General features: G+C 56.1%; 20 protein-coding genes. 12 read left to right on the forward strand and 8 right to left on the reverse strand.

The genetic code is table 11. From position 1 onward, the window contains the following. Positions 1–77: 77 nt before the first annotated feature. Genes K3556_RS15490 through K3556_RS15500 form a run of 3 tightly spaced genes read right to left on the reverse strand, consistent with a single transcriptional unit; the run spans position 78 to position 4,845 of the window. Positions 78–3,125 carry an efflux RND transporter permease subunit gene (locus K3556_RS15490; protein WP_260519271.1) on the reverse strand — a complete coding sequence of 1,016 codons (3,048 nt, stop codon included), beginning with the start codon at positions 3,123–3,125 and terminating at the stop codon, positions 78–80. A gap of 13 nt (positions 3,126–3,138) precedes the next feature. Continuing rightward, complete coding sequence (locus K3556_RS15495; RefSeq protein ID WP_260517653.1) at positions 3,139–4,188, reverse strand: efflux RND transporter periplasmic adaptor subunit; 1,050 nt, start codon at positions 4,186–4,188, stop codon at positions 3,139–3,141. A 9-nt stretch (positions 4,189–4,197) separates the two neighbouring features. After that, a complete protein-coding gene (locus K3556_RS15500; protein ID WP_260517654.1) occupies positions 4,198–4,845 on the reverse strand; it encodes a MarR family winged helix-turn-helix transcriptional regulator in 648 nt (215 codons plus the stop codon). A 207-nt stretch (positions 4,846–5,052) separates the two neighbouring features. On the opposite strand from K3556_RS15500, the gene K3556_RS15505 reads away from it, so the two are divergent. The 9 genes from K3556_RS15505 (at position 5,053) to K3556_RS15545 (ending at position 16,675) form a co-directional block, all read left to right on the forward strand. Further along, a complete protein-coding gene (locus K3556_RS15505) occupies positions 5,053–6,135 on the forward strand; it encodes a TRAP transporter substrate-binding protein (protein ID WP_260517655.1) in 1,083 nt (360 codons plus the stop codon). Positions 6,136–6,239: 104 nt separating this feature from the next. Further along, positions 6,240–7,238, forward strand: coding sequence for a TRAP transporter small permease subunit (locus K3556_RS15510; protein ID WP_260517656.1), 999 nt, complete (start codon positions 6,240–6,242; stop codon positions 7,236–7,238). Between the two features lie 10 nt (positions 7,239–7,248). Continuing rightward, positions 7,249–9,903: a TRAP transporter large permease subunit gene (locus K3556_RS15515; RefSeq protein WP_260517657.1), complete on the forward strand. Its 2,655-nt coding sequence runs from the start codon at positions 7,249–7,251 to the stop codon at positions 9,901–9,903. Between the two features lie 218 nt (positions 9,904–10,121). Continuing rightward, positions 10,122–11,711, forward strand: coding sequence for an ABC transporter substrate-binding protein (locus K3556_RS15520; RefSeq protein WP_260517658.1), 1,590 nt, complete (start codon positions 10,122–10,124; stop codon positions 11,709–11,711). A gap of 9 nt (positions 11,712–11,720) precedes the next feature. Then, positions 11,721–12,677, forward strand: a complete 957-nt coding sequence (locus K3556_RS15525) for an ABC transporter permease (protein ID WP_260517659.1) — start codon at positions 11,721–11,723, stop codon at positions 12,675–12,677. Then, positions 12,674–13,489, forward strand: coding sequence for an ABC transporter permease (locus tag K3556_RS15530; protein WP_260517660.1), 816 nt, complete (start codon positions 12,674–12,676; stop codon positions 13,487–13,489). Before K3556_RS15525 ends, K3556_RS15530 begins: the two co-directional genes overlap by 4 nt. Next, the gene (locus K3556_RS15535; RefSeq protein WP_260517661.1) at positions 13,486–15,123 is read left to right on the forward strand and encodes an ABC transporter ATP-binding protein; all 1,638 of its coding nucleotides are present in this window, start codon (positions 13,486–13,488) and stop codon (positions 15,121–15,123) included. Before K3556_RS15530 ends, K3556_RS15535 begins: the two co-directional genes overlap by 4 nt. A 29-nt stretch (positions 15,124–15,152) precedes the next feature. Beyond that, positions 15,153–15,989 (forward strand): alkaline phosphatase family protein, encoded by an 837-nt coding sequence (locus tag K3556_RS15540; RefSeq protein WP_260517662.1) that lies wholly within the window; start codon positions 15,153–15,155, stop codon positions 15,987–15,989. Next, entirely contained in the window at positions 15,986–16,675 is a 690-nt protein-coding gene (locus K3556_RS15545; RefSeq protein WP_260517663.1) for a fumarylacetoacetate hydrolase family protein, read from the forward strand. The genes K3556_RS15540 and K3556_RS15545 overlap by 4 nt, the downstream gene beginning before the upstream one ends. Positions 16,676–16,680: 5 nt before the next feature. Here the strand turns inward: K3556_RS15545 and K3556_RS15550 are convergent, their stop codons facing one another. Next, positions 16,681–17,346, reverse strand: a complete 666-nt coding sequence (locus K3556_RS15550) for a GntR family transcriptional regulator (protein ID WP_260517664.1) — start codon at positions 17,344–17,346, stop codon at positions 16,681–16,683. A 171-nt stretch (positions 17,347–17,517) separates the two neighbouring features. On the opposite strand from K3556_RS15550, the gene K3556_RS15555 reads away from it, so the two are divergent. The 3 genes from K3556_RS15555 to K3556_RS15565 are packed head-to-tail and all read left to right on the forward strand — an operon-like array spanning position 17,518 to position 20,706. Beyond that, entirely contained in the window at positions 17,518–18,477 is a 960-nt protein-coding gene (locus K3556_RS15555) for a dihydrodipicolinate synthase family protein (RefSeq protein WP_260517665.1), read from the forward strand. Continuing rightward, positions 18,468–19,409: a proline racemase family protein gene (locus tag K3556_RS15560; protein WP_260517666.1), complete on the forward strand. Its 942-nt coding sequence runs from the start codon at positions 18,468–18,470 to the stop codon at positions 19,407–19,409. Before K3556_RS15555 ends, K3556_RS15560 begins: the two co-directional genes overlap by 10 nt. A gap of 49 nt (positions 19,410–19,458) precedes the next feature. After that, entirely contained in the window at positions 19,459–20,706 is a 1,248-nt protein-coding gene (locus tag K3556_RS15565) for an NAD(P)/FAD-dependent oxidoreductase (RefSeq protein ID WP_260517667.1), read from the forward strand. 19 nt (positions 20,707–20,725) lie between these two features. Here the strand turns inward: K3556_RS15565 and K3556_RS15570 are convergent, their stop codons facing one another. The 4 genes from K3556_RS15570 to flgG are packed head-to-tail and all read right to left on the reverse strand — an operon-like array spanning position 20,726 to position 23,193. Then, a complete protein-coding gene (locus K3556_RS15570) occupies positions 20,726–21,190 on the reverse strand; it encodes a flagellar basal body-associated FliL family protein (protein ID WP_312847270.1) in 465 nt (154 codons plus the stop codon). 41 nt (positions 21,191–21,231) lie between these two features. After that, complete coding sequence (gene flgH / locus K3556_RS15575) at positions 21,232–21,960, reverse strand: flagellar basal body L-ring protein FlgH (protein ID WP_260517669.1); 729 nt, start codon at positions 21,958–21,960, stop codon at positions 21,232–21,234. 16 nt (positions 21,961–21,976) lie between these two features. Next, a complete protein-coding gene (flgA, locus tag K3556_RS15580; RefSeq protein ID WP_260517670.1) occupies positions 21,977–22,408 on the reverse strand; it encodes a flagellar basal body P-ring formation chaperone FlgA in 432 nt (143 codons plus the stop codon). Beyond that, positions 22,408–23,193 (reverse strand): flagellar basal-body rod protein FlgG, encoded by a 786-nt coding sequence (flgG, locus tag K3556_RS15585; protein ID WP_260517671.1) that lies wholly within the window; start codon positions 23,191–23,193, stop codon positions 22,408–22,410. The genes flgA and flgG overlap by 1 nt, the downstream gene beginning before the upstream one ends. Positions 23,194–23,203: the final 10 nt, after the last annotated feature.

Here is a 23,203-nt window from a genome sequence, read left to right on the forward strand (position 1 = left end):
GCTTCTGCGCCTGAAGTAGCCGGATTTTACCGAGAAACCGGCTGGGTTGAGCGGCGATTTCATTGCTCTGTGCTTCTTCAAGCAAGCGAAGCGGCCAGTTCCCTTTTTTCGTCCCCTTTGAAAAAGACGTAGTAGAAAACCGGCGCTGCCACCAACGTCAGAACCGAGGCAAAAGCCAGCCCGCCCATTATTGTCACCGACATCGACACGAAGAACGCGTCAGACAGTAGCGGCGCCATGCCAAGGATCGTCGTGACGGCGGCAAGTACGACTGGACGAACTCGTGATGCTGATGCCTCGATCACCGCTTTTCGCAATGGCACGCCTTCGGCGCGAACAAGGTCGATCTCTTCAACCAAGACGATGCCGTTTTTGATCAACATGCCAGACAGACTCAGCAAGCCCAGAAGCGCGGTGAAGCTGAACGGCAGGCCTGTTCCCAGAAGGCCGACGACAACGCCGTTGACCGACATTGGCACCAACAACCAAATGATGATTGGCTGGCGGATCGCGTTAAACAGCAGGATCGAAATCATCACCATGATGAGCACACTTAAAGGCAGTTGCGCGCCAAGGCTGGCCTGCGCCTTTGTGGAATTCTCAAACTCGCCGCCCCACTCCATCGCATAGCCAGCAGGAAGCGGTATCGCTTCAACTGCGGCGCGGATTTCAGTGTGGGCCTGTGCGGGCGTGACGCCGGTCGCGACGTCGGCTCCAACCGATATAGTTGGCACACGATTGCGTCGTTGGACCAGAGTGTTCTCGACCCGGTACTTAAACCCGTCTGTCAGCTGTTCGATCGGCAGATAAGTGCCCGACACAGACGAGAAAACCAGTTGATCTGTCAGGCTGAATTCCTCTGGTTTTGGACGCCGCATTATGATCGGGATCTGTCGTTCGCGTTCACGGTAAACACCGGCCCGCAAGCCATCTGTGGCAAACAGCAGCGAACTTGCGATGTCGTCGCGGTTTACCCCCGCTGTCTGTGCACGTTGCGTAGCATAGACCGGTTCGATCACCAGTTCCTGCTCGCGCCAATCCGTGCGCAGGTTCAGAAGGTGGTCGGTGCTGTCGGCCATGACCTGCATGGCCTGATTTGCCAACGCGCGCAGCACCGCCGGGTCGCTGCCTGAGAACCTCGCCTGGATAGGGTCACCGCCGCCGGGGCCAAACACCAACCTCTGAACACGGAACTCGGCCGCAGGGAAGTTGGCCTTGCCGAACGCTTCAAGGCGCGCGTGAATGTCGGGGATCGCATCTAGTTCGTTGGTTCGGATGATAAGGTGGCCGTAGCTTTGGTTGTCTTTGCCACCATCATAGGTCAACATGAACCGCACTGCCCCGCGACCTGCATAGGACGCGACAGAGGTGACGTTTTCTTCCTTCAAAAGCCAGTCTTCCATGACCTTCAAATCATCTGAAACCTGCTGGATCGCAGTGCCCTGCGGCAGCTTGTAGTAGACGAAGAACAGAGGCGTGTTCGAATTCGGGAAGAACTGCTGCTTCACCGACCCGAAGCCGACAAAACAGGCCATCGTGATCGCGACAAGTCCCGCGATCACCGGCCAGCGGAAGGTCAGCGATTTATCCAGAATTTTCTTGTAGAGCACGAAGAATCTGCCGGAATAGGCATCGTCCGCGTCCTGATTGCCCAGCTTGAAAAGGTAATGCCCCAACAAGGGTGTCACCGTCAGCGCAAGCACCCATGACAACAGCAGAGAGATCCCGATCACCGCGAACAGCGAGAACAGGAACTCGCCGGTGGAATCCGGTGACAGGCCAATACCGGCAAACGCCATAATCCCGATCACAGTCGCGCCCAAAAGCGGGATCTGGGTCTTCTTGGCTGCGTCATCGGCAGCATCTATCGACCGTCGCCCGCGCAGCATCGAGATCTGCATACCTTCGGCAACAACAATCGCGTTATCGACCAACATGCCCATCGCAATGATCAATGCGCCCAGCGAAATACGCTCCATCTCGATCGAGAAGATGGACATGAACAGGAGCGTTCCCACAACAGTCAGAAGCAGCGTCGATCCGATGACAACTGCTGCCCGCCACCCCATGAATGCGCCCAGAACGACAATCACGATCCCAACCGACATCGCGAGGTTCTTTAGGAAGTCATTTGAACTTTGTTCGACCACAACGTGCTGTTGATATATAGGATGCAGTTCTATCCCATGCGGAATGTCAGATGAAAGGTGCGCCAGTCGCGCATCGACACGGTGGCCAACCTTCACGATGTCTTCGGTGTCCAGACCGGCGATACCAATGGTGAACGCCCCCTCCCCGTTGAAGCGGATGATCTGGTCAGGGGTCGCGCTGCGCCCCCGGCTTACCCGTGCCACATCAGCGACGTTAAACAGCAACCCGTTCACACCGATGCTGAGCGAGGCAATATCAGACACTGTTTCCGACCCTTCGGCCCCGTGAAACATGATGCGCGTTCCGTCCTTGTCTAACGACCCGGCTGACGACACAGAGTTGGCAGCAGACACCGCGCCGATGATCGCATTGGGCGGAATGCCCTGATTGAATGACAGCGTCATGTCAGGTTCGATATAGATCGCTTCTTCCGGAATGCCGGAAAGGTCGACCCCCGCAACGCCATCAACCGCCAAAAGCTCACGTCGCAAGAAGGTGCCGAGCTCGTATTTCTCAGCGTCCGAGAAGCCGGGCGCGGTCACGGCGTAATACAAGCCAAACACATCGCCGAAGCTGTCATTGACGAAAGGCGGGCGGGCGTTGTCAGGCAACAAGCGCGCGGTATCGCGGACCCGCGCGCGAAGACGGGTCCAGATCGCAGGCAGCGCATCAGCCGGGTAGGTGGACTTGATCTCAACGTCGATCCGACTTTCTCCGGGGCGGTTGGTCGAGGTGATCCTTTCGACCTCTTCCATCTTCTGAAGCGCGCTTTCCAGCGGTTCAGAGACTTCTGTCGCCACTTGCGCAGCACTTGCACCGGGGTATTGCGTCACGACGACGGCCTGTTTGATTGTAAAGGCCGGGTCTTCCAGACGCCCCAGATTGAAGAATCCCCAGATGCCGCCAAGCAGCATGGTCAGAATGATCAGCCATGTATAAAGCGGCTTCTCGATCGAGGCGCGTGCGATGTTCAGCATATCGGCCCCCTTAGTTCGTGAAGCCGGTAAATCGGCGGACCGCGTCACCATCCCGCACGGCCGAGGCACCAGCCGCTACGATTTCATCACCGGCGGACAGACCCGTCAGCAGTTCAAAGTCGCCATTGGCGGCCGGTTTAACTGTGACTGGCACTGCAGAGACCGTACCTGTATCGCTGTCAGCAGGCATGTACCGCATGACAGATAGGCTGCCATCAGGCGCTGCGACAATCGCTGTGGCGGGGATAAGGATACCCGCACTCTCGTGTGTGGCAGACACGCGCACATTCACCGAAGAACCTGGCAAAACCCGCAAATCACTGCGCGGGGCCATGCCCAACGTTAGCCGATAGGTCTGCCCTGCCTTCGCGGCCTCGGCGTTGAACTCGCGAAGCTCGACTGGCAGTGGCTCGTCACGCGCCGGAAATTCAGCCATAAACTGCACGTTCATTTCCTTAGACGCGGTTTGAAACAAAATCTCCGGAACGTCGATCTCGATCCGGATTTCGCTCATGTCATGCAAACGAACCACCGGGGTGCCGGGGTTGACGGTCACGAAATTGCCGACATCCCGTGATGCAACTAGCGCGTTGAAAGGCGCATAGAGCGTCGCGTTATTCAGATTTCGTTCGGCCTGCCTGAATGCGATATCTGCCAGATTCAATTGCGTAGTCGCATCATCCAAAGCCACCTGACTGACCGTGTTGCCGCTTAGCTTTGCCAGCCGCTCCAGCGTTCGTTCCGCCAAGTCCTGCTGAACCGCCGCTTGTTCCAGTGCCAGCGAGAACTGTTCTTGATCCAACTGCACGATCATGGACCCTTTAGGCACTAACTCGCCTTCAATCACCGGGAAATCAACAATCTGGCCACCGACCTGAAACGCCAAATCGACACTTTGACGGGCAACAACCTTGCCGAAAAAGACCCGACTCATCGTTGCGTCACCCGCCGTGACAGTCATGAGCTTGACGGGTTTAGCTACGTCTTGGGCCGTTACAAACGCGGCGGAGGCGATCAAGGCAACCGCTGCTGCGGTCAAAGTGCGCAAAGTAAAAAGCATAGGGTATCCTTAACAGGTCGTGTGTTTCTGGATGTTGGCGTGTATTTTCAAAGAGGTTCTGGCGAAATCGTTCAGCTCGTCGACAGACAGCCCCAAGGTTTCGCAAAGCAATGTACGGGCAACGACAACCATCATTGACCGCAGATCCCCTCCTGCTGGTGTCAATTTCAACAGCCAAGCGCGCCGATCATCTGCGTCGCGTTCGCGCACAACCAAACCACGACTTTCCAGCTGATCGGCGGCGGTTGTCATGGTCGAGGGCAGAACATTCATCGCGCGCGCCAGCGTTCCAAGGCGTTTTGGCTGGTCTAACCAAACCAGAATCTTTCTCTCAAGATGAGACACTTCAAAACGGCCATCAATGTCGTCCATCTGCGATTCGATGAAGTTATGCAGCGCGAATACACCAAGCAAGGCACCAAGTTCGGGCTCGATTGGCGCGCCACCGGGATTGTTTACGGCGCCGGTCGGCGAAACTGGTGTCTTTGTATGAGTCGTCATGGCGGGCTTATAAGCTTCATTTTTTGAAATATCCATATGGAAAACTAAATTTAGTATCCTGTTGCGTATACCAGCTGCGAGATGAACAAGTGCGTCAGGTTGTCCCAACGTAAGCTGACACTTAGCGTTGCGTTGAGCGGAGTCCTCGTCAATCATCAATACGTTAGCTGAAATCTCCGCCGCGCTTTGCACGGGCGGGATTGATCGCCGTCAGATAATTGGTAAAAAAATGTTACCAGTTTGAGAAATATCAATTGAAATCTGGTTTTATCTACGTAGTAATTGCGTGGCAGCGCAAAGCTGACCTTTGTCGGCTCACGTTCGAACAAAAGAATATCGAAAACTCGGAGGAGAATTATTTACATGGAACGCCGTAAGTTTCTGAAAGGCGCCGCAATCGGTGCCGGCGCAACTGCACTTGCCACACCGGCATTGGCGCAGGGTGGCAAATCAATGACCATCGTGTCGACCTGGCCGCGTGACTTCCCGGGCCTTGGTGTCTCGGCACAACGTCTGGCCGCACGTATCGGTGAGCTTTCGGAAGGTGCCCTGAACGTCGAATACTTCGCCGCTGGCGAACGTGTCGGAGCGCTGGACGTTTTTGACGAAGTCGCATCGGGCAACAGCCAAGCCTATATCGGTGCTGACTACTACTGGACCGGCAAGCACCCTGCTTTGGCTTATTTCACAGCCGTGCCCTTCGGCATGTCCTTCGCCGAAATCAACGCTTGGTGCCTTTATGGCGGCGGCATGGATTTGTGGGACAAGGTTCAGGACCAGTTCGGCCTGAAAGGTCTGCCCGCAGGCAACACCGGCACCCAAGCTGGAGGCTGGTTCAACAAAGAGATCGAAAGCGCAGAAGACTTCAAAGGTCTGAAAATGCGTATTCCGGGTCTGGGTGGTCAGGTTCTGGCGAAACTGGGCGCATCGACTGTGTCGCTGCCTGGTGGTCAGATCTACGAAAACCTCGTGTCCGGCACCATCGACGCGACTGAGTGGGTTGGTCCCTATAACGACTACTTCATGAAGTTCTACGAAGCTGCCAAGTATTACTATACTGGCGGTATGCACGAGCCCGGCGCACAACTGTCGCTGACCTCGAACAAATCGTGGTGGTCGAGCCTGTCGGATTGGGAGCGTTCGGTAATCACCGCTGCTGCCCTCGAAGAAAACTCCAACTCCTACTTCGAATCCATGGCTTTGAACGGTGAATACCTGACCAAGCTTGTGGACGAGCAAGGCGTGGAAGTGCGCAGCTTCAACGAAGATACTTGGGATGCGATGGGCGAGGCCGCCGAGGAAGTGTTCGAAGAAACCGCAAGCTACGATGCATTGGCTGCTGAAGTGAACGACGCCGTGCAATCGAAGATGCGCGAAATCGGCCGCGGCATCTCGCTCTTCGAAGGTCAGTTTGTGAACCAGCGTAACCGGATCCTGGATCTGTAGACCGATTCTGACACGAACCTAAAAAACCAAGGGCGGGGAAGGTTCCCCGTCCTTTTTCCAAAGGGTCAGCCAACCATTGACCCTGTGGCCTTTCGGGAGGCGATATGGCACAAGTTAGCACCCATCCAGACATTCCAAGACACGGCGATCCCGCGATACTTGCGCGGCTCTTTGGCTGGTGCACATTGACAGTTTTGGCTGCATTCCTGATCAACAACGTCCTTGTCGTCGGCTTTGGATACCCGGGCACGCAGGCGGCCTTTGGCGGAAACGCAGCCGCCGGGTGGGTTCACATTGCGATCTATGCCGTCGCAATTGCCATTGCAGCAGCAATCGTAATGCGCAGCACGACCACCTCGCTGCGCTGGGACGCACACCGGATTCATTGTTTTAACATCTATCTCATTCGCGCATTATTCTGGGCCGTGTTCCTGATTGGCGTTGCAGATGCCACAATCGCATTCATGCGGGCAGAAAACCTGCTTGAACCTCTGTTGGGGTCCAGCAATGCCCGACTGTTCAGCCGCCCAAGCTGGGTTGGCTCCTGGGTTCACATGCCGCTGATCGTGATCGCGTTCGGCATCGCCACCGTGACACGGACGCTTGGCTTTTTCTGGCTCGCCTTCTTGATCGTGATCGCCGAACTTCTGATCGTCATCTCGCGCTTCGTATTCAGCTATGAACAAGCGCTGATGGGTGACCTCGTGCGGTATTGGTATGCGGCGCTGTTCCTGTTCTCATCCGCCTATACGCTGTTTGACGAAGGCCATGTCCGCGTTGACGTTCTGTATGCCGGCTTTGGCAGATCAACCCGCGGTATCGTCAACGGTATTGGTACGATCCTGTTGGGGATGAGCACCGCTTGGGTCATTCTGGCCGTCGGTTTTGGCGGAAAGCAGTCGATCATCAATGCCCCGATCAGCAGCTTTGAGATTTCGCAGGCTGGTCCTTTTGGCCTGTACACAAAATACCAAATGGCTGCCTTCATCGGGCTGTTTGCCATCACCATGCTGATCCAATTCGTCAGCTATTTTTTCGAAGCCGTGGCTGACAAACGAGACGAGCCCGGACATCGTGAAATCATGCAACCTTCTGCGCACTGAGGTCTGACCTATGGAGCTTTTCTTTCTTTTCCTGCTCATTGTCATCATGGCAGGCGCTTTGGGGTCTGGCTATCCGGTGGCCTTCGCCCTACCCGGTGCCGCGATCATAACAATTGGTCTTGCTGCCGGTGCCGGGTATCTGATGGTCGGGTCGACCGATGCCTATTTTCATAGCGGCGGTCCAAACCAATGGCTATCGGCCGGGGTAACAAACCTCAGAGGTGTCTATTGGGAGGTTGAGCGAGATACGCTGATCGCCATCCCACTGTTCATCTTCATGGGCATCATGTTGCAACGGTCCAAGATTGCCGAGGACCTGTTGGTCACCATGGCCCGCCTGTTCGGCCCAGTGCCCGGCGGACTTGGTATCTCGGTTGTATTTGTGGGCGCATTGCTGGCCGCAACCACCGGTATCGTTGGCGCAACCGTCGTCGCGATGGGCCTGATTTCACTGCCCGCCATGCTGCGCAACAACTACTCGCAATCGCTGGCTACTGGCACGATCGCCGCTTCAGGCACACTGGGGCAGATCATTCCGCCTTCTATCGTGCTGATCATTCTGGCGGACCAGCTAGCATCAGCCACGGATCAGGCCGGGACTGCACGGAAAATCCTGCACAAGGAAGCCACCGGTGAACTGTCCATGCCGTCCATGTTTGATGTCGTGTCAACCTCGGCAGGTGAAATGTTCTTGGGCGCGTTCATCCCCGGCATGGTGCTTGTCGGGCTTTACATGCTCTATATCCTTTTCTACGCGATCCTGCGCCCTCACAAGGCACCTGCTGTTCCTTATGACGGGGCCTATGACGTCGCTTTCCTGAAAAACGTGCTGATCACTCTGGTCCCGCCTCTTGCCCTGATTTTCTTGGTTCTTGGGTCGATCATCGCTGGTATCGCAACGGTGAACCAAGCGGGCGCGATTGGTGCCGCGGGCGCTATGATCATGGCCGGTTACCGTTTGCCAACGCCGAGCAAGAGTCTGTATTACCCTGCCCTTTTAGCCATTGCCGCACTATTCCTAGCAGGCTTTGCCATCTCAAATTACGAGATGAACATCAAAGGCGTAAGCGATAGCACCGACCAGTTTGGTATCACGCTGGGTATTATTTCCACGATCATGCTGTTGACCGCACTTGGCTGGTCCTGCTGGCGCATTTTTAAGATCGAAGACACCTTGGCAGGCGTCATGCTTGAGACGGCGAAAACGACGTCACTTGTCTTCATCATCCTTTTGGGTGCCGCCATGCTGACCGCCGCATTCCGCGCCTTTGGCGGGGAAGAGCTTGTGCGCGAGTTCCTTCTGGGCCTGCCCGGCGGGTTCTGGACTCAGTTCCTGATCGTGATGCTGGTGATCTTTGTCCTTGGCTTCTTCCTTGATTTTATCGAGATCGCGGTGGTTGTGGTGCCGATCGTAGCCCCTATCCTGCTGGCCGATCCAGAAGCCAACATCACCGCCGTTTGGCTGGGTGTGATGATTGGTCTGAACATTCAGACCAGCTTCCTGACGCCACCCTTTGGCTTCGCGCTGTTCTATCTGCGTGGAGTGGCACCTGCGATCGTTAAGACCGTGCAAATGTATAAGGGCGTGATCGCCTTTATCCTGCTGCAACTGACGGCACTGGCGATTGTGGGACTGTATCCTCCGCTGGTGAACTATCTGCCCAACCGGGTGAGCTTCCTGTCGGAAACCAGCCCGCCACCACGCAACCCGAGACTACAACTGTGTCTTGAGGAATATGTGGGTCAGCGTTTGTTCGAAAGCTCTGAGACGCAGGATGCGATCGCGACCGTGCGTGCATTGGATCTGTCGATCCTGCCTAAAGACTTAGCAGGTGACCTAACCGACAGCCTCGAGTCCGCTGACAATGCTATCGCAGAGCTTGGCGCGGCGTTCGAGGCCGTCAAACAGGTAGAAGCAGCGGCCGACGACTACCGTCCACAATTACGGCTGGTGCGTGGGTTGGAGAAACAAATCCGAAGCGCCAAGGAAGAAGCCGATAAGCTGAATGTCAGGATTGGCCGGATGCGTGAGGAAAGTCAGGCAGCAGCACGTGCTGCGCTTGAGGCGGATGTTGCCCTGCTTGATGCTGAAGTTGAGCACCTGCGTTCGCAGATCCCGGAAAGCTGGAAAGGCGTGCACGATTCTTTCCAAGCCCTGACCACCGCCGAGGATTCGGCCCGTAACAAATATCGCCGGGCAGCAGATTCTGCGTATGAAGACGCGCTTGATGTATCGGCCGTTCTGGTTGCCAATGCTGACTTTGCAGCGATGGAGCCACAACTGCGCGACATTCGGGCTGCGATCCAAACTATGCCAGAAGCCGAAGCTGAAGATCTGGTCGACGAGCTGTCAAAAGCCTTTGGAAAGATCGATGGCGCGGGCGACGTGAAAAGCGCTCTGAGCAAGGCTGCAAAGGCCTTGAAGGATAAAGAGCCAGATCGCGAAAAAGCTATGGAGGCCTATGAGAAGGCCGTTGTGGAATTTGATTCTCAATTGGGCTGGCGGGCTGAAGCGGCTGAAAAGCTGCAGCCAACTCTTGTCTCGTATCTGGATACAATTCGTGGCTCGTTGGGTATTCGGGTCCAAGACCGCTTTACTCGCGAACAGGCGCTGGCAATGGCATCCTGTTCTGCGCGCCATCGTGATATCTCGTTGAATTTCTAGAGGATTTTCAATCGCGCGAAAAAAGGGCCGGGGCAACCTCGGCCCTTTTTGTTTGCCGCGAAGGGTAGCTTTCTGCCGCGTGACGTAACATAGTGTCGGAAATCGATGATACTCGGTCGGTATCAAACCTTGCGAAACCCGGCCATCTGGTCAACTCTGTCAGTCGATCCAGAAAAAAGCGGCCAAAAGGCCCACATTTCTCACTCAGGGAGCTCTCTATGTCCAACGAACTCGAATATCTTTCCAAGCAGGTCGCCTCACGCAAGCTGTCGCGCCGCGACTTCATGGGCCGCGCCAGTGCACTTGGCGTTTCTGCCGCTGCTGCTGGCACGATGCTGACCACTGCCGCGCACGCGGCTGGCCCGGTCAAAGGCGGCACGATGAAACTGGGTATGATGGGCGGCGAAAGCACCAATACCATGGACCCCGCCGCCGCAGCCACGCAGGTGCCAGGCATGAACCTGCGCCTTTTCGGCGACCAGATCGTCGATGTATCAGACACCGGTGAAGTCGAATTTCGCCTGGCCGAAAGCGTTGAAAGCACGCCCGATGCCAAGACTTGGCACTTCAAAGTGCGTCAGGGCGTAGAATTCCACAACGGCAAGACCGTCACCGCCGAAGATTTCCTGAAAACCATTGAACGCCACGCCAATGAAGAGTCGAAATCAGGTGCTCTGGGCGTTCTGCAAGGCATCGAAAGCATGTCAGCGGATGGCGACACCTTCACCGTCAACATGGAAACCGCCTCTGCTGACCTGCCCTATCTGTTGGCGGATTGGCACCTTGCCGTTCAGCCCGATGGCGGCTTTGACGCCCCGACTGCTGGCGTTGGGACGGGTGCCTATATTCTGGAAACAGATGAACCAGGCGTGCGTCACACGTTCAAGAAGAACCCGAACTATTGGGATGACACACGCGGTCATGTCGACGAGGTTGAGTTGCTGGTTATCAACGACAACACCGCCCGTATGTCGGCGCTACAGTCGGGTCAGGTTCACATGGTCAACGGGGTCGATCCGAAAGTGGCCGACCTTCTGGGCCGCGCGCCGAACCTTGAAATCAAAAACGTCGCGGGACGTGCGCATTATGTCTTCATCATGCACTCAAACACCGCGCCGTTCGACAATCGCGACCTGCGTCTTGCGCTTAAATACGCGATGAACCGCGAAGAAATGGTCGAAAAGATTCTGCGCGGCTTCGGCACGGTCGGCAACGATATGCCGGTGAATGCGGCTTATCCCCTGTTCGACGACACGATCGAACAGCGCACCTATGACCCCGAAAAGGCGGCCGAGCATTACAAGGCGTCAGGCCATGATGGATCACCGATCATCCTGCGCACATCCGATGCAGCCTTCGCTGGTGCCGTTGACGCAGCCCAGCTGTTCCAACAAAGCGCCAAGGCCGCAGGCATCAACATTGAGATCAAGCGCGAGCCGTCAGATGGTTACTGGTCCGAAGTCTGGAACAAGCAGCCCTTCTGTACGTCATACTGGTCGGGTCGCCCGGTACAGGATCAGATGTATACCACCGCCTATGTCTCGACCGCGGACTGGAACGACACCCGGTTTAACAACAAAGAGTTTGACGAGCTTCTGGTCCAAGCGCGTGGCGAACTGGACCCGGCCAAACGCAAAGAGATGTATTCAAGAATGGGTCATCTTGTGCGTGACGAAAGCGGCTTGATCTGCCCGATGTTTAATGACTTCGTGGACGGTGTGTCGACGCAGGTTCAGGGCTACAAGGATGATCCGAACGGTCTGCTAATGTATAACTGGGCGCCGATCAAATGTTGGCTGGACGCGTAAGGTCAGCTGATGCACCCCATCCTAAAACTGGTTGCTCAGCGCCTTGCGCTGAGCGTCCTTCTTCTTCTCGCAGCTTCGGTGCTGATCTTTGTCGGGACAACGATCCTTCCGGGTGATGTTGCCCAAAGCATTCTGGGTCAGGCCGCGACTCCGCAATCGCTGGCCAATCTGCGTGAAGAATTGGGCATGAATGACCCAGCGACCACGCGTTACTTCAATTGGCTGTTTGGCGCGCTTCAGGGTGATCTGGGCACGGCGCTGACCAACGGGCGTGACATCGCCGACAGCCTGGCCGGCCGCTTGAAGAACACGATGTTCCTTGCTTTCTGGGCCGCAATTGTGGCCGTGCCGCTTGCGATCTTCCTTGGCCTTCTTGCCGTGCGCTATCGCGAACGCTGGCCGGACAAGTTGATTTCGGCAGTGACGTTGGCCTCGATTTCCGTACCAGAATTCCTGATCGGCTATATTCTGATGTATTTCGTCGCCGTGAAGCTGCAATGGGCACCTTCGGTCGCCACGATCTATGATTCTATGTCACTGTGGGAAAAGCTGAATGCAATCGCGTTGCCGGTTGCGGTGCTGACCATGGTTGTGCTGGCCCACATGATGCGCATGACACGCGCCGCCATCCTAAACGTGATGCAATCGGCTTACATTGAAACGGCTGAACTGAAGGGTCTGACAAGCTTTCAAGTGATCGCCCGTCATGCCTTTCCGAACGCCATCGCCCCCATCGTCAACGTCGTGATGCTGAACCTTGCCTATCTGGTGGTCGGCGTCGTCGTGGTCGAAGTCGTCTTTGTCTATCCCGGCATGGGGCAGTATCTGGTGGACCACGTGGCCAAGCGCGACGTGCCGGTTGTGCAGGCCTGCGGACTGATTTTCGCGGCAGTCTATATTGGGTTGAACATGATTGCTGACATCGTGTCGATCCTGGCGAACCCAAGGCTGAGGCATCCGAAATGATAAGAATACCTCCTGCGGCTTTGATCGGCCTGTTTTTCACTGGGCTTTACTTCTTCATGGCAATCTTTGCCCCATTGATTGCGCCCTATTCGATGACCGAGATCGTCGGTGACGTTTGGGAGCCGTCCTCGTCCGAGCACTGGCTGGGCACCGACAACATTGGACGTGATCTACTGACTCGCATGATCTATGGCGGACGCACGACAATCTTTATCGCCACAGCTGCCACGATCCTCAGCTTCACGCTGGGTTCGATCCTTGGCTTCACGGCTGCCGTGGTTGGCGGTTGGGTCGATCAGCTGATGAGCCGCTTTGTAGACCTGATCATGTCGATCCCGACGCTGATCTTTGCTCTCGTCGTTCTGTCGGTTATGCCGGTTACGCTGTTAATATTGATCATGGTGATGGGTCTGCTCGATTCCACCCGCGTTTACCGTCTCGCACGCGCCGTTGCTGTCGACATCAACGTCATGGACTTCGTTGAAGCCGCAAAACTTCGCGGCGAAGGCCGGGGCTGGATCATCTTCCGTGAGATATTGCCAAACGCCCTGTCACCGCTAGTGGCCGAGATGGGCCTTCGCTTTATTTTTGCGGTGCTGTTTGTCTCGACGCTCTCGTTCCTTGGCCTGGGCGTACAACCGCCAAACGCAGATTGGGGCGGCATCGTGAAAGAGAATAAAGACGGCATTGTCTACGGGATCACCGCAGCTTTGGTACCTGCCTTTGCAATCGCAACGCTCGCCATCTCGGTGAACCTCGTGGCCGATTGGGTCCTCAATCGCACAACCAGCCTGAAAGGGGGCCGCGGATGAGCGACAAGCTTCTCAAAGTCCAAGACCTCAAGATCGGCGCACGCATTTATCCACCGGGCGAAAAGCCGCGCGACATCGAAATTGTTCATGGCGTTTCTTTCGAGTTAGAAAAGGGTAAGGTTCTTGGCCTGATCGGTGAAAGCGGGGCTGGCAAATCAACCATCGGCCTCGCTTCCATGGCGTATGGCCGCGGTGGCGTAGAGATCACCGGCGGTCAGGTCTGGGTCAATGGCCGCGAGATTCTGAACACCAGCGTTAAAGATCTTCGCAAACTGCGTGGCACTGAAGTGACCTATGTCTCTCAGTCGGCAGCCGCCAGTTTCAACCCCGCCAAGAAAATCATGGAACAGGTGATCGAGGCCGCTCTAATTGCTGGCAAGTTCTCCAAATCGGACGCAGAGGCCCGGGCAATTGAGCTGTTCACCAAACTTGGATTGCCAGACCCTGAGAAAATTGGTGATCGGTATCCGCACCAAGTGTCGGGTGGGCAGCTTCAGCGCTGTATGACGGCCTTGGCTTTGTGCCCAGAACCCGATTTGGTCGTCTTTGACGAACCCACCACAGCACTGGATGTAACCACTCAGATCGATGTGTTGATGGCGATCAAGGAGGCCATTCGGGACACCGGCGTGGCGGCGCTCTATATCACGCATGACCTCGCGGTCGTGGCACAGGTTTCAGATGAGATCATGGTGCTGCGAATGGGCGATATGGTCGAGCACGGAACGACCGACCAGATCATCAACGCGCCGAAAGAAGATTACACACGTGATCTTGTCTCTGTGCGGTCAAAAAAGTTTGAGGGCAAGCCGCCCAGCGATAATCCGGTGTTGACGGCACAGAATATAACCGCGCGCTATAAAGGCACAAATTTCGACGTTTTGCATGACGTGTCGATGGAGCTTCACCCCGGCCAGACCCTTGCGGTCGTCGGGGAAAGCGGGTCTGGAAAATCGACCACGGCCCGGGTCATCACGGGATTGCTGCCGCCCAGAGAAGGCAAAATCTTTTTTGATGGCCGCGAACTTTCGGCTGATCTGGCTGGGCGAAGCCGGGACGACCTGCGCGAGCTTCAGATGATCTATCAGATGGCAGACGTGGCAATGAACCCGCGCCAGACCGTGGGCACGATCATCGCCCGCCCGCTGGAGTTTTACTTTGGCATGAAGGGTGCCGAAAAGCGCAAGCGGTTGATCGAATTGCTCGATGAGATCGAACTTGGCGAAGAGTTCATGGATCGTTATCCCGCCGAGCTTTCTGGTGGTCAAAAGCAGCGCGTCTGCATCGCGCGTGCGCTGGCCGCAAAACCCAAGATCATCATCTGCGACGAGGTAACATCGGCGCTGGATCCGCTGGTTGCCGAAGATATCCTGAAGCTGCTTCGCAACCTTCAGAAACGGGAGCAAGTCGCCTATCTGTTTATCACCCATGACCTAGCCACGGTGCGCGCCATCGCGGACAGCATTGCGGTGATGTATCAGGGGCGCGTCGTTCGCTATGGTCCGAAAGCAGATGTGCTGTCGCCGCCATTTGACGACTATACCGATCTTCTTCTCAGCTCAGTGCCGGAAATGCAGCTTGGCTGGCTTGAAGAGGTCGTCAAACACCGCAAGATGGAAAGCGCCGGAAACTGACGGCGGGCTATTTTTCAGGTCAAAGCATCATGGAACGAAAGCTACTTCTGATCATTCTGGACGGGGTGCCCTGGCGCAATTGGCGAAGACTGTTTGGCAATCTCGAAGGGTGGGTGGACAGCGGTGATGCTCAACGCTGGAAAATTCGCGCGGTTCTGCCGTCAACATCTGCCAGTTGCTACGCGTCGATCCATACCGGCGTCACCCCACAAGATCACGGCTGCACAGGCAACAACAACGTGTTCAGGCTCGCCCACCCCGACATCTTTAGCCAAGTGCGCAAAGCAGGTGGTATCACCGGTGCAGTGACCCACAGTTTTTGGTCCGAGTTATTCAACCGTGCCCCTTTCGATCTGGTGCGCGACATCGAATATGATGAACCCGAAAGCACCTCGATCAATCACGGCCGGTTTCACACCATGACGGGATATGGTTTGATCAATCAAACCACGCCATCCGATGTCGACCTGTTCGCGACGCTCACAATGCTTTGCGAACGGTTCGGACTGAATTATGGCATCTTGCACACCTGCACGCTGGACAGCATGGGGCATCGCTTCGGACATGAATGCCAAGAGATGGACCATGCTTGTTTTCAGGCGGACGAGCAGTTGGCCCTGTTCATCAATCGTTGGCGTGCAGACGGTTATGAAATCATTGTGACAGCTGACCACGGCCAGACCGATCGCGGCCATCACGGCGGGCGCGAAGATTTGCAACAAGATGCGGCGCTTTACTATTTCGGACCGGCCAGCGGCCCCGATTTCGACGACCGCCTATGCCAGTTGCAGCTTGCCCCAACGATCCTGTCACGGCTGGGGGCGCCGATCCCCGACAGCATGAAAGGCGAGGTATTTTTGACATGACATGGGCCATCCCCTGCCCGCAGCAACCATCGCTGCCGATCGTTGGATCGAAGGACCGATTTCCCGTTCGCCGCATCTATTGCGTCGGCCAGAACTATGCCGCTCATGCCCGCGAAATGGGATCAAACCCGGATCAGGAACCGCCTTTCTTCTTCTCCAAGCCCGCAGATGCGCTGGTGGCGGATGGAGCAACCATTCCCTATCCACCCGGCACCGAGAACCTGCACCACGAAGCTGAACTCGTGGTGGCCATCGGCAACGGTGGGGCGAGTATTCCGCGCGAGACAGCCTTGGATCATGTTTGGGGATATGCCGTCGGCAATGATCTGACCCGCCGCGACCTTCAGGCCGCCGCAAAAAAGATCGGACGGCCATGGGACATGTCGAAAGGTTTTGACAACTCAGCCCCCTGTGCCCCGTTGCACCCGGCGTCGAGCACGGGCCATTTGACCAGCGGCGCCATCAATTTGACCGTGAATGGCGAAACCCGCCAATCTTCGAACCTGTCGGACCTGATTTGGTCGGTTGCGGACGTGATTGCGTATCTTTCAACACTGGTTGAGCTGATGCCCGGTGACCTGATTTTCACCGGAACACCGGAAGGAGTTGGCCCCCTTGTGCCGGGCGATGTCTGCGTGGTCGAAATCGAAGGGTTGGGCAAATTGACCACCCGGATCGGGAAATAAGCAGCCTAGCCGGTTATGGACGACAAGTGCAGGATCAGGCTGTCGCGGGCGCCCAGAATATGGCGCTCTGTCAACTCTGCCGCCTTGTCGGCATCGCCCTGTTCGCACGCTTTCTGGATCTGCATATGCTCATCATTGGCCCTTACCATGCCGTTGCTCAGCACCAATTGAGCCCGCAGATAACGGTCAATCCTGTTTAGCGCACCGTCGATCGCCTCAAGGTGATAGGTCAGCCCGCTGGCATTATAGAGCGTCGCATGAAACAGCCGATTCAAATCGCCCCATTTCATCGGATCGGCCTCTGTATGAAAATCTTCGCAATATTTGCGCGCCTCGGCCAGTATGTCCGGGGTCATCTTTGGAACGGCATGACGGATGACATGTGGCTCTAACACTGCGCGGAAGTCGAAAATCTCGGATGCTTCTTTCGACGACAGGCCTGAAACCACAGCCCCTTTGTATCGCTGAGATTTCACCAACCCGTGCTCTTCCAGACGCAGGATCGCCTCGCGGACAGGTATGCGCGAGGTGTTAAACATCTTTGCGATCTCATCTTGCCGAAGCGGTGCCCCTTCTTCGATCTCGCCTTCGATGATCGCCCTTTTCAACGCATCAAAAATGATCGTCGCGGCCGACGCCGTCTTGGATATATCGACAGATCTGAGTTGCATTCTGGGTTCTCCTTGCCGCGCAACCTAACAAGTTGCTGATCGGCTTTGAAGAGGGCTAAAATTATTATTGCATATTGGATCCTATTTGCAATATGAGGGAATGGAATTAGCACTTCTTGACGCCCAATCTGATCTCTGGCCGCCTTGAGCCGACCTTTCAGGAGACCCCAAATGAACAACGACATTTTCACAGGCTGTATCCCCGCACTGATGACCCCGTGCACACCCGACCGCAAACCTGATTACGACGCGTTGGTCGCCAAAGGGGTGGAGCTGATTGCTGCAGGTATGTCCGCCGTCGTTTATTGCGGTTCGATGGGCGACTGGCCGCTTCTGACAGATGAAGAGCGGATGGAAGGCGTGGCACGCCTTACCAAAGCGGGCATTCCCGTGATCGTTGGCACCGGAGCCGTAAACACCAAGATGGCAGTGGCCCATGCCGCCCATGCCGCAAAAGTCGGCGCGAAAGGCCTGATGGTCATTCCCCGCGTGCTTTCGCGCGGGTCATCACTGGCGGCACAGCGGCAGCACTTTGCAGCAATCCTGTCTGCTGCACCGGACCTGCCTGCGGTGATTTACAACAGTCCCTATTATGGCTTTGCAACGCGTGCGGACCTGTTTTTTGCGTTGCGGGCCGAGCACCCGAACCTGGTTGGATTCAAAGAATTCGGTGGCGCGGCCGATATGCGCTATGCCGCTGAAAACATCACGTCCATGGATGAAGATGTCACACTGATGATCGGCGTTGATACTGCGGTCTTCCATGGCTACGTGAATTGTGGCGCGGCGGGTGCGATAACTGGCATTGGCAATGTGCTGCCACGCGAAGTGCTGCACCTTGTCGCGCTCTGCCAGAAGGCCGCAACAGGCGATTACATCGCGCGCATCAAGGCGCTCGAACTGGAAGAGGCGCTTGGTGTCCTGTCCAGCTTCGACGAAGGCCCAGACCTTGTCCTTTACTACAAACACCTGATGGTGATGGCGGGCGACGACGCCTACCGCACGCATTTCAATGAAACGGACGTTCTGACAGATGCCCAGCGCAACTATGCAGAAAGCCAGTTCCATTTGTTCCGGATTTGGTATGACACTTGGTCAAAGCAGGAAGGCATCGTTTCTGAATGCGCGTAATTGATAGCCACACCGAAGGCGAACCCACCCGCATCATAGTAGACGGCGGGCCGGATCTTGGTGATGGCAGCGTCGCCGACCGCGCATTGCGTCTCCGCGATGATCACAGCTGGATCTATGCTGCGATACTATCAGAGCCACGTGGGCATGACGCCATCGTTGGCGCGCTTTTGGTGCCCCCGACCGACCCTTCATGTGTGACCGGGGTGATATTTTTTAACCCGGCAGGCAATCTGGGTATGTGCGGACATGCAACGATTGGGTTGACCGTGTCGCTCGCGCATATGGGCCGGTTGCAGCCCGGCACTCACAGGTTCGAAACTCCCGTCGGCATCGTTTCAGCCGAACTTCTGGATCGCAACACTGTGCGCGTCACCAATGTCGAAAGCTATCGCCATCAACCCAATGTGACGGTCAACGTTGACGGCATAGGCCCGGTCTCGGGCGATGTAGCATGGGGCGGCAACTGGTTCTTCCTGACCGAATTCGACCTCCTAGACCTGAACCCTGAAAACATCGCGGACCTGACACTGGCTGCCAAGAACATCCGCGCCGCTTTATCCCGCGCAGGCGTGACCGGAGCTGGTGGAGAAGAGATTGATCACATTGAACTTTTCGGTGCGCCCAAAAGTCCAACCGCACAGGGACGAAACTTCGTTCTGTGCCCCGGTGGCGCTTACGACCGTTCCCCTTGTGGAACCGGCTGTTCTGCAAAGCTTGCCTGCTTGGCGGCAGACGGCAAGCTAGCACCCGGTGAGACTTGGCAGCAAGAAAGCGTAATTGGCAGCACCTATGATTGCAACTTTGTGAAACATCCCTCAGGCGGGATCGTGGCCACAATTCAGGGGCGCGCATTCGTTACGTCTGAAGCGACCCTGGTTTTCGACGCTGATGACCCGTTTCGGGGTGGCCTTTGCAGCAATGGTATATGAGATTGACTGAATAACTCGGCGTACAAAGCCACCTCGGCTGGGGATACCAATGGCAAAACAGGTTCACGACATCGTCGTAATTGGTGCAGGCATCATCGGCGTTAGCACTGCACTCGAGCTTCAGGCACGGGGCCGCAAGCCGCTGCTCGTGGATCGCAAAGGGGTTGCAGCCGAAACGTCGCGCGGCAATGCCGGCGCATTCGCGTTCTCGGAAGTCGAGCCGCTGGCAACCCCCGGCATCATGCGGCGTGCGCCGATATGGCTGTTAGACCCGCTTGGCCCGTTATCCATTCCACCCGCTTATGCGCTAAAGGTCGCGCCGTGGATGCTGAAGTTCTGGCGCTCAAGTTGGGTTGATCGCTATGACGATGCGGTCGCCGCGCAAACAGGCCTGATGCAGCATTGTGAGGCGGCGTTTGAACGCCAACTCGCCCGATTTGGCGATCCCAAAATGATCCGTCGCGAAGGACAGTTGGAGCTGTATGAAGGCGCTGCCGCCTTTGAACAGACCAAGCCGAAATGGAAACGGCGCGCGGATCTTGGTATTCCCGCAGAGTTGCTTCTGCGCCCCGATGAGATCGCCGAGATACAGCCGGGTCTGAGCGATAGATTCACTCATGCAGGGTTTACCCCGAACTGGTTTAATACCACCGACCCGCTGAAATGGACTGAAAGCTTGGCGCGTCGATATTTGGACCAAGGAGGCACGTTTGAAAAACATGACATTCACAATATTACGCCAACGCCGGATCACGTTGAAATCAGATCCGACAAAGGGACGCTTCTGGCCAAGCAGGTTGTCATCTGTGCTGGCGCATGGTCCCACAAGCTGACTGCCAAGATCGGCGACTCCATCCCGCTGGAGACCGAGCGCGGCTATAACACCACTTTTGCGCATTCATCGGTCGAACTCAAAACGCATCTGACTTTCTCAGCCCACGGTTTTGTTATGTCCAAGATTGGATCCGGTTTACGCATCGGCGGCGCCGTTGAGCTTGGCGGCCTTGACCTGCCGCCCAATTTCCGCCGTGCAGAAACATTGGTGCAAAAGGCAAGGGATTTCATGCCAGAGATGGAGCTGTCCGACGGCACCCAGTGGATGGGCTATCGTCCGTCATTGCCGGACAGCTTGCCTGTCATCGGGCCGTCGGGCGCGGATGCCCGCGTCATCTATGCGTTCGGCCACGGGCATGTCGGCCTGACCCAGTCGGCTGGGACCGCAGAGCTGGTGGCCGATATCGCCGCTCATGCGAAGCCGCCTCTTGACCTTTTACCGTATTCAGCCTCGCGTTTCTGACTAAGGCCCTACGCTTTCATTATTGGTCCTGCCGCACAATGTTCGTGACAAGAACGTCGTGCACAACGTCGCCAAGAATACTGGTGGCAACCTCGCGCAAAGCACGACGCAGATTGGTCAAGCGACTGGTCTGGGTGAATACCCCGTCAAATCCCCCACTGTTTGCGTGGTTAAACATGACCTGCAAGAACTCATCCCGCAATTTAGGCTCGCGCAGATAAACCGCCTCGCGATTACCTGAAATGACTTCCAGATTCAAAGACAACACAACAAGCGCCGTTACCCTTTCGCCGCGAACAATGGGTATAACGAACTGATTGTTTATTTTGACAAATTCACTGTTCGGATCAACTTCAGGTGCTGCAGGTGACGGTTCGATTTGAACCGTGTCACCTCCACCTTCGCCGCATGGGTTCGCCAGTGCGATCTCGGGCGTTGGCTTTATGAAAAAGCCAATGCTGGCCCCTGCAGCCAAACCGACCAAGGCGAGCAAAATCGGAAACACCTTTCCCATCGTCAATCCCTTCAGAACGGCAAAATAATATCGGTGATCTGCTGGCCATAGCGTGGCTGCTGGACATCACTGATTTGGCCGCGACCGCCATAGGAAATCCGTGCCGATGCGATCTTGTCATAGGAGATTTCGTTCTGACGCGAGATATCTTCGGGTCGCACAAACCCCGTAACCAACAGCTCTCGAAGCTCAAAGTTCACCCGAACCTCTTGCGTGCCCTGGATCTTCAGAACGCCGTTTGGCAGCGTGCCAATCACTGTTGCGGCGACGCGAAGTTCCAACTTCTCGTTCCGTTTCACTGATCCATTCCCATTGGACGAACTATTCGACGACAGCGACACAGCGTTCGCCATCGACGCGCCTTCGATCAGATCGTTATCGATGGATTGTGGCACACCGAAGAAATTCGGCACGCCCATTTCCTCAGACGCGCCACGCGCTCGTTTCGAGCTGTTGGAAAACTCGGCCCGATCATCAATCTCTATGACCACGGTCAGGATATCACCTGCCGCTTGCGCACGCCGGTCCCCCAACAGGGACTGCCGCCCCCCGCTCCAAAGCGATGCCCGGACAGGCGAACTTTTCGGCGGCGACGTTCGCGGAAGCGCGGAAGCGTTCATCGCCACATGTTCGGCGCTCATTTCAACCGGGTTGAGATCGGGCGCCTTGCCTACCTCGTTCATTCGAGAACACGCTGAAACTAAGAAGAGGGTGAGTACTGCAAAAAGAATTGGGCGCATAGGGCATCCTTCGGGCTTAATGACGAGAGTTGGAGACAGAGATTGTGCCGTCGGCTTCGACCGAACCGGTAACTGTCGTGCGTGATGACAGGTTAAGAACGCGCACACGATCACCGACCCCTGCACGCCCAAGGCTGCGACCATCTGCCAAAATGGTCAGCGGGCCGGCGACATAGGCCAAAGTCACAATCTGGTTGCGTTCGACCAGAGCGGGCGGGCCGATGTCATTCACCATTACTGGCCGGCCGGCATAAAGAACCACCCGTGTTTCTTGTCCGACCACATCGTCGATTGACCCGAACCCGTTCGCCAAATCGGAACTCACAAGCTTGAGGTCTGTCGCGGTTATCACCACATTCGCGCGAATGTTTCGGGCGGCAACCACCGTTTCGGAAACGGCTGCGCTAGCGGTCGCTATGAACAACAGGGCGATGAAAAGAGCTTTCATCACCGCACCTGGGTCGTTGCTGCCAACATCTGATCGGCGGCGGTTATGACCTTTGAATTCAGTTCGTATCCGCGCTGCGCCTCGATCAACTCAGTGACCTCGCGTACTGCATCAACAGTGCTGTTTTCCAAATAACCCTGGCGCAGCGTACCGCGCCCATCTTCTCCGGGTGCACCTACAAATGCGAGACCAGAGGCAGATGTTTCACGAAACAGGTTCGATCCGATTGCCTCAAGACCTTTTTCGTTGGTGAACCCGGCAAGCGTGAAAGCTCCTAAAAGCTCTGGTTCAACAGCATCATCAAAGTAGGCATAAACCTCGCCGTCAGCGTTGATAGAAATCGACCGCGCATCACTTGGAACCGTTATTTCAGGCGCGACCGCATAGCCATCAGATGTGACAATCAGGCCATCGCCGGATAGTTTCAGCCCTCCATCACGGGTGTAGCCCGAAGCTCCTGACGGCAGCGTCACTTCCAGATACCCCTTGCCTTCAATCGCAAGGTCCAAATTACCGTTGGTTTGCGTCAGAGTGCCCTGTTGCACCAGCATTGAGACAGACGTGGGCCGCACACCCAGCCCCAGTTGGATGCCAGTCGGCAGAGCCGTCCCGTCCGAGGCATTGATCGTCCCCGCATGAGCCATTTGTTGATAATGCAGGTCTGCGAATTCAGCGCGCCGCGCGTTATAACCCGTCGTTGACATGTTCGCGAGGTTGTTCGAGATCGTCTCGACACGCATTTGTTGCGCAAGCATACCCGTGGCTGCAATGTTTAATGCACGCATGATAAACCTC

It is taken from the genome of Aliiroseovarius sp. M344, from assembly GCF_025140835.1.
GTDB lineage: Bacteria > Pseudomonadota > Alphaproteobacteria > Rhodobacterales > Rhodobacteraceae > Aliiroseovarius.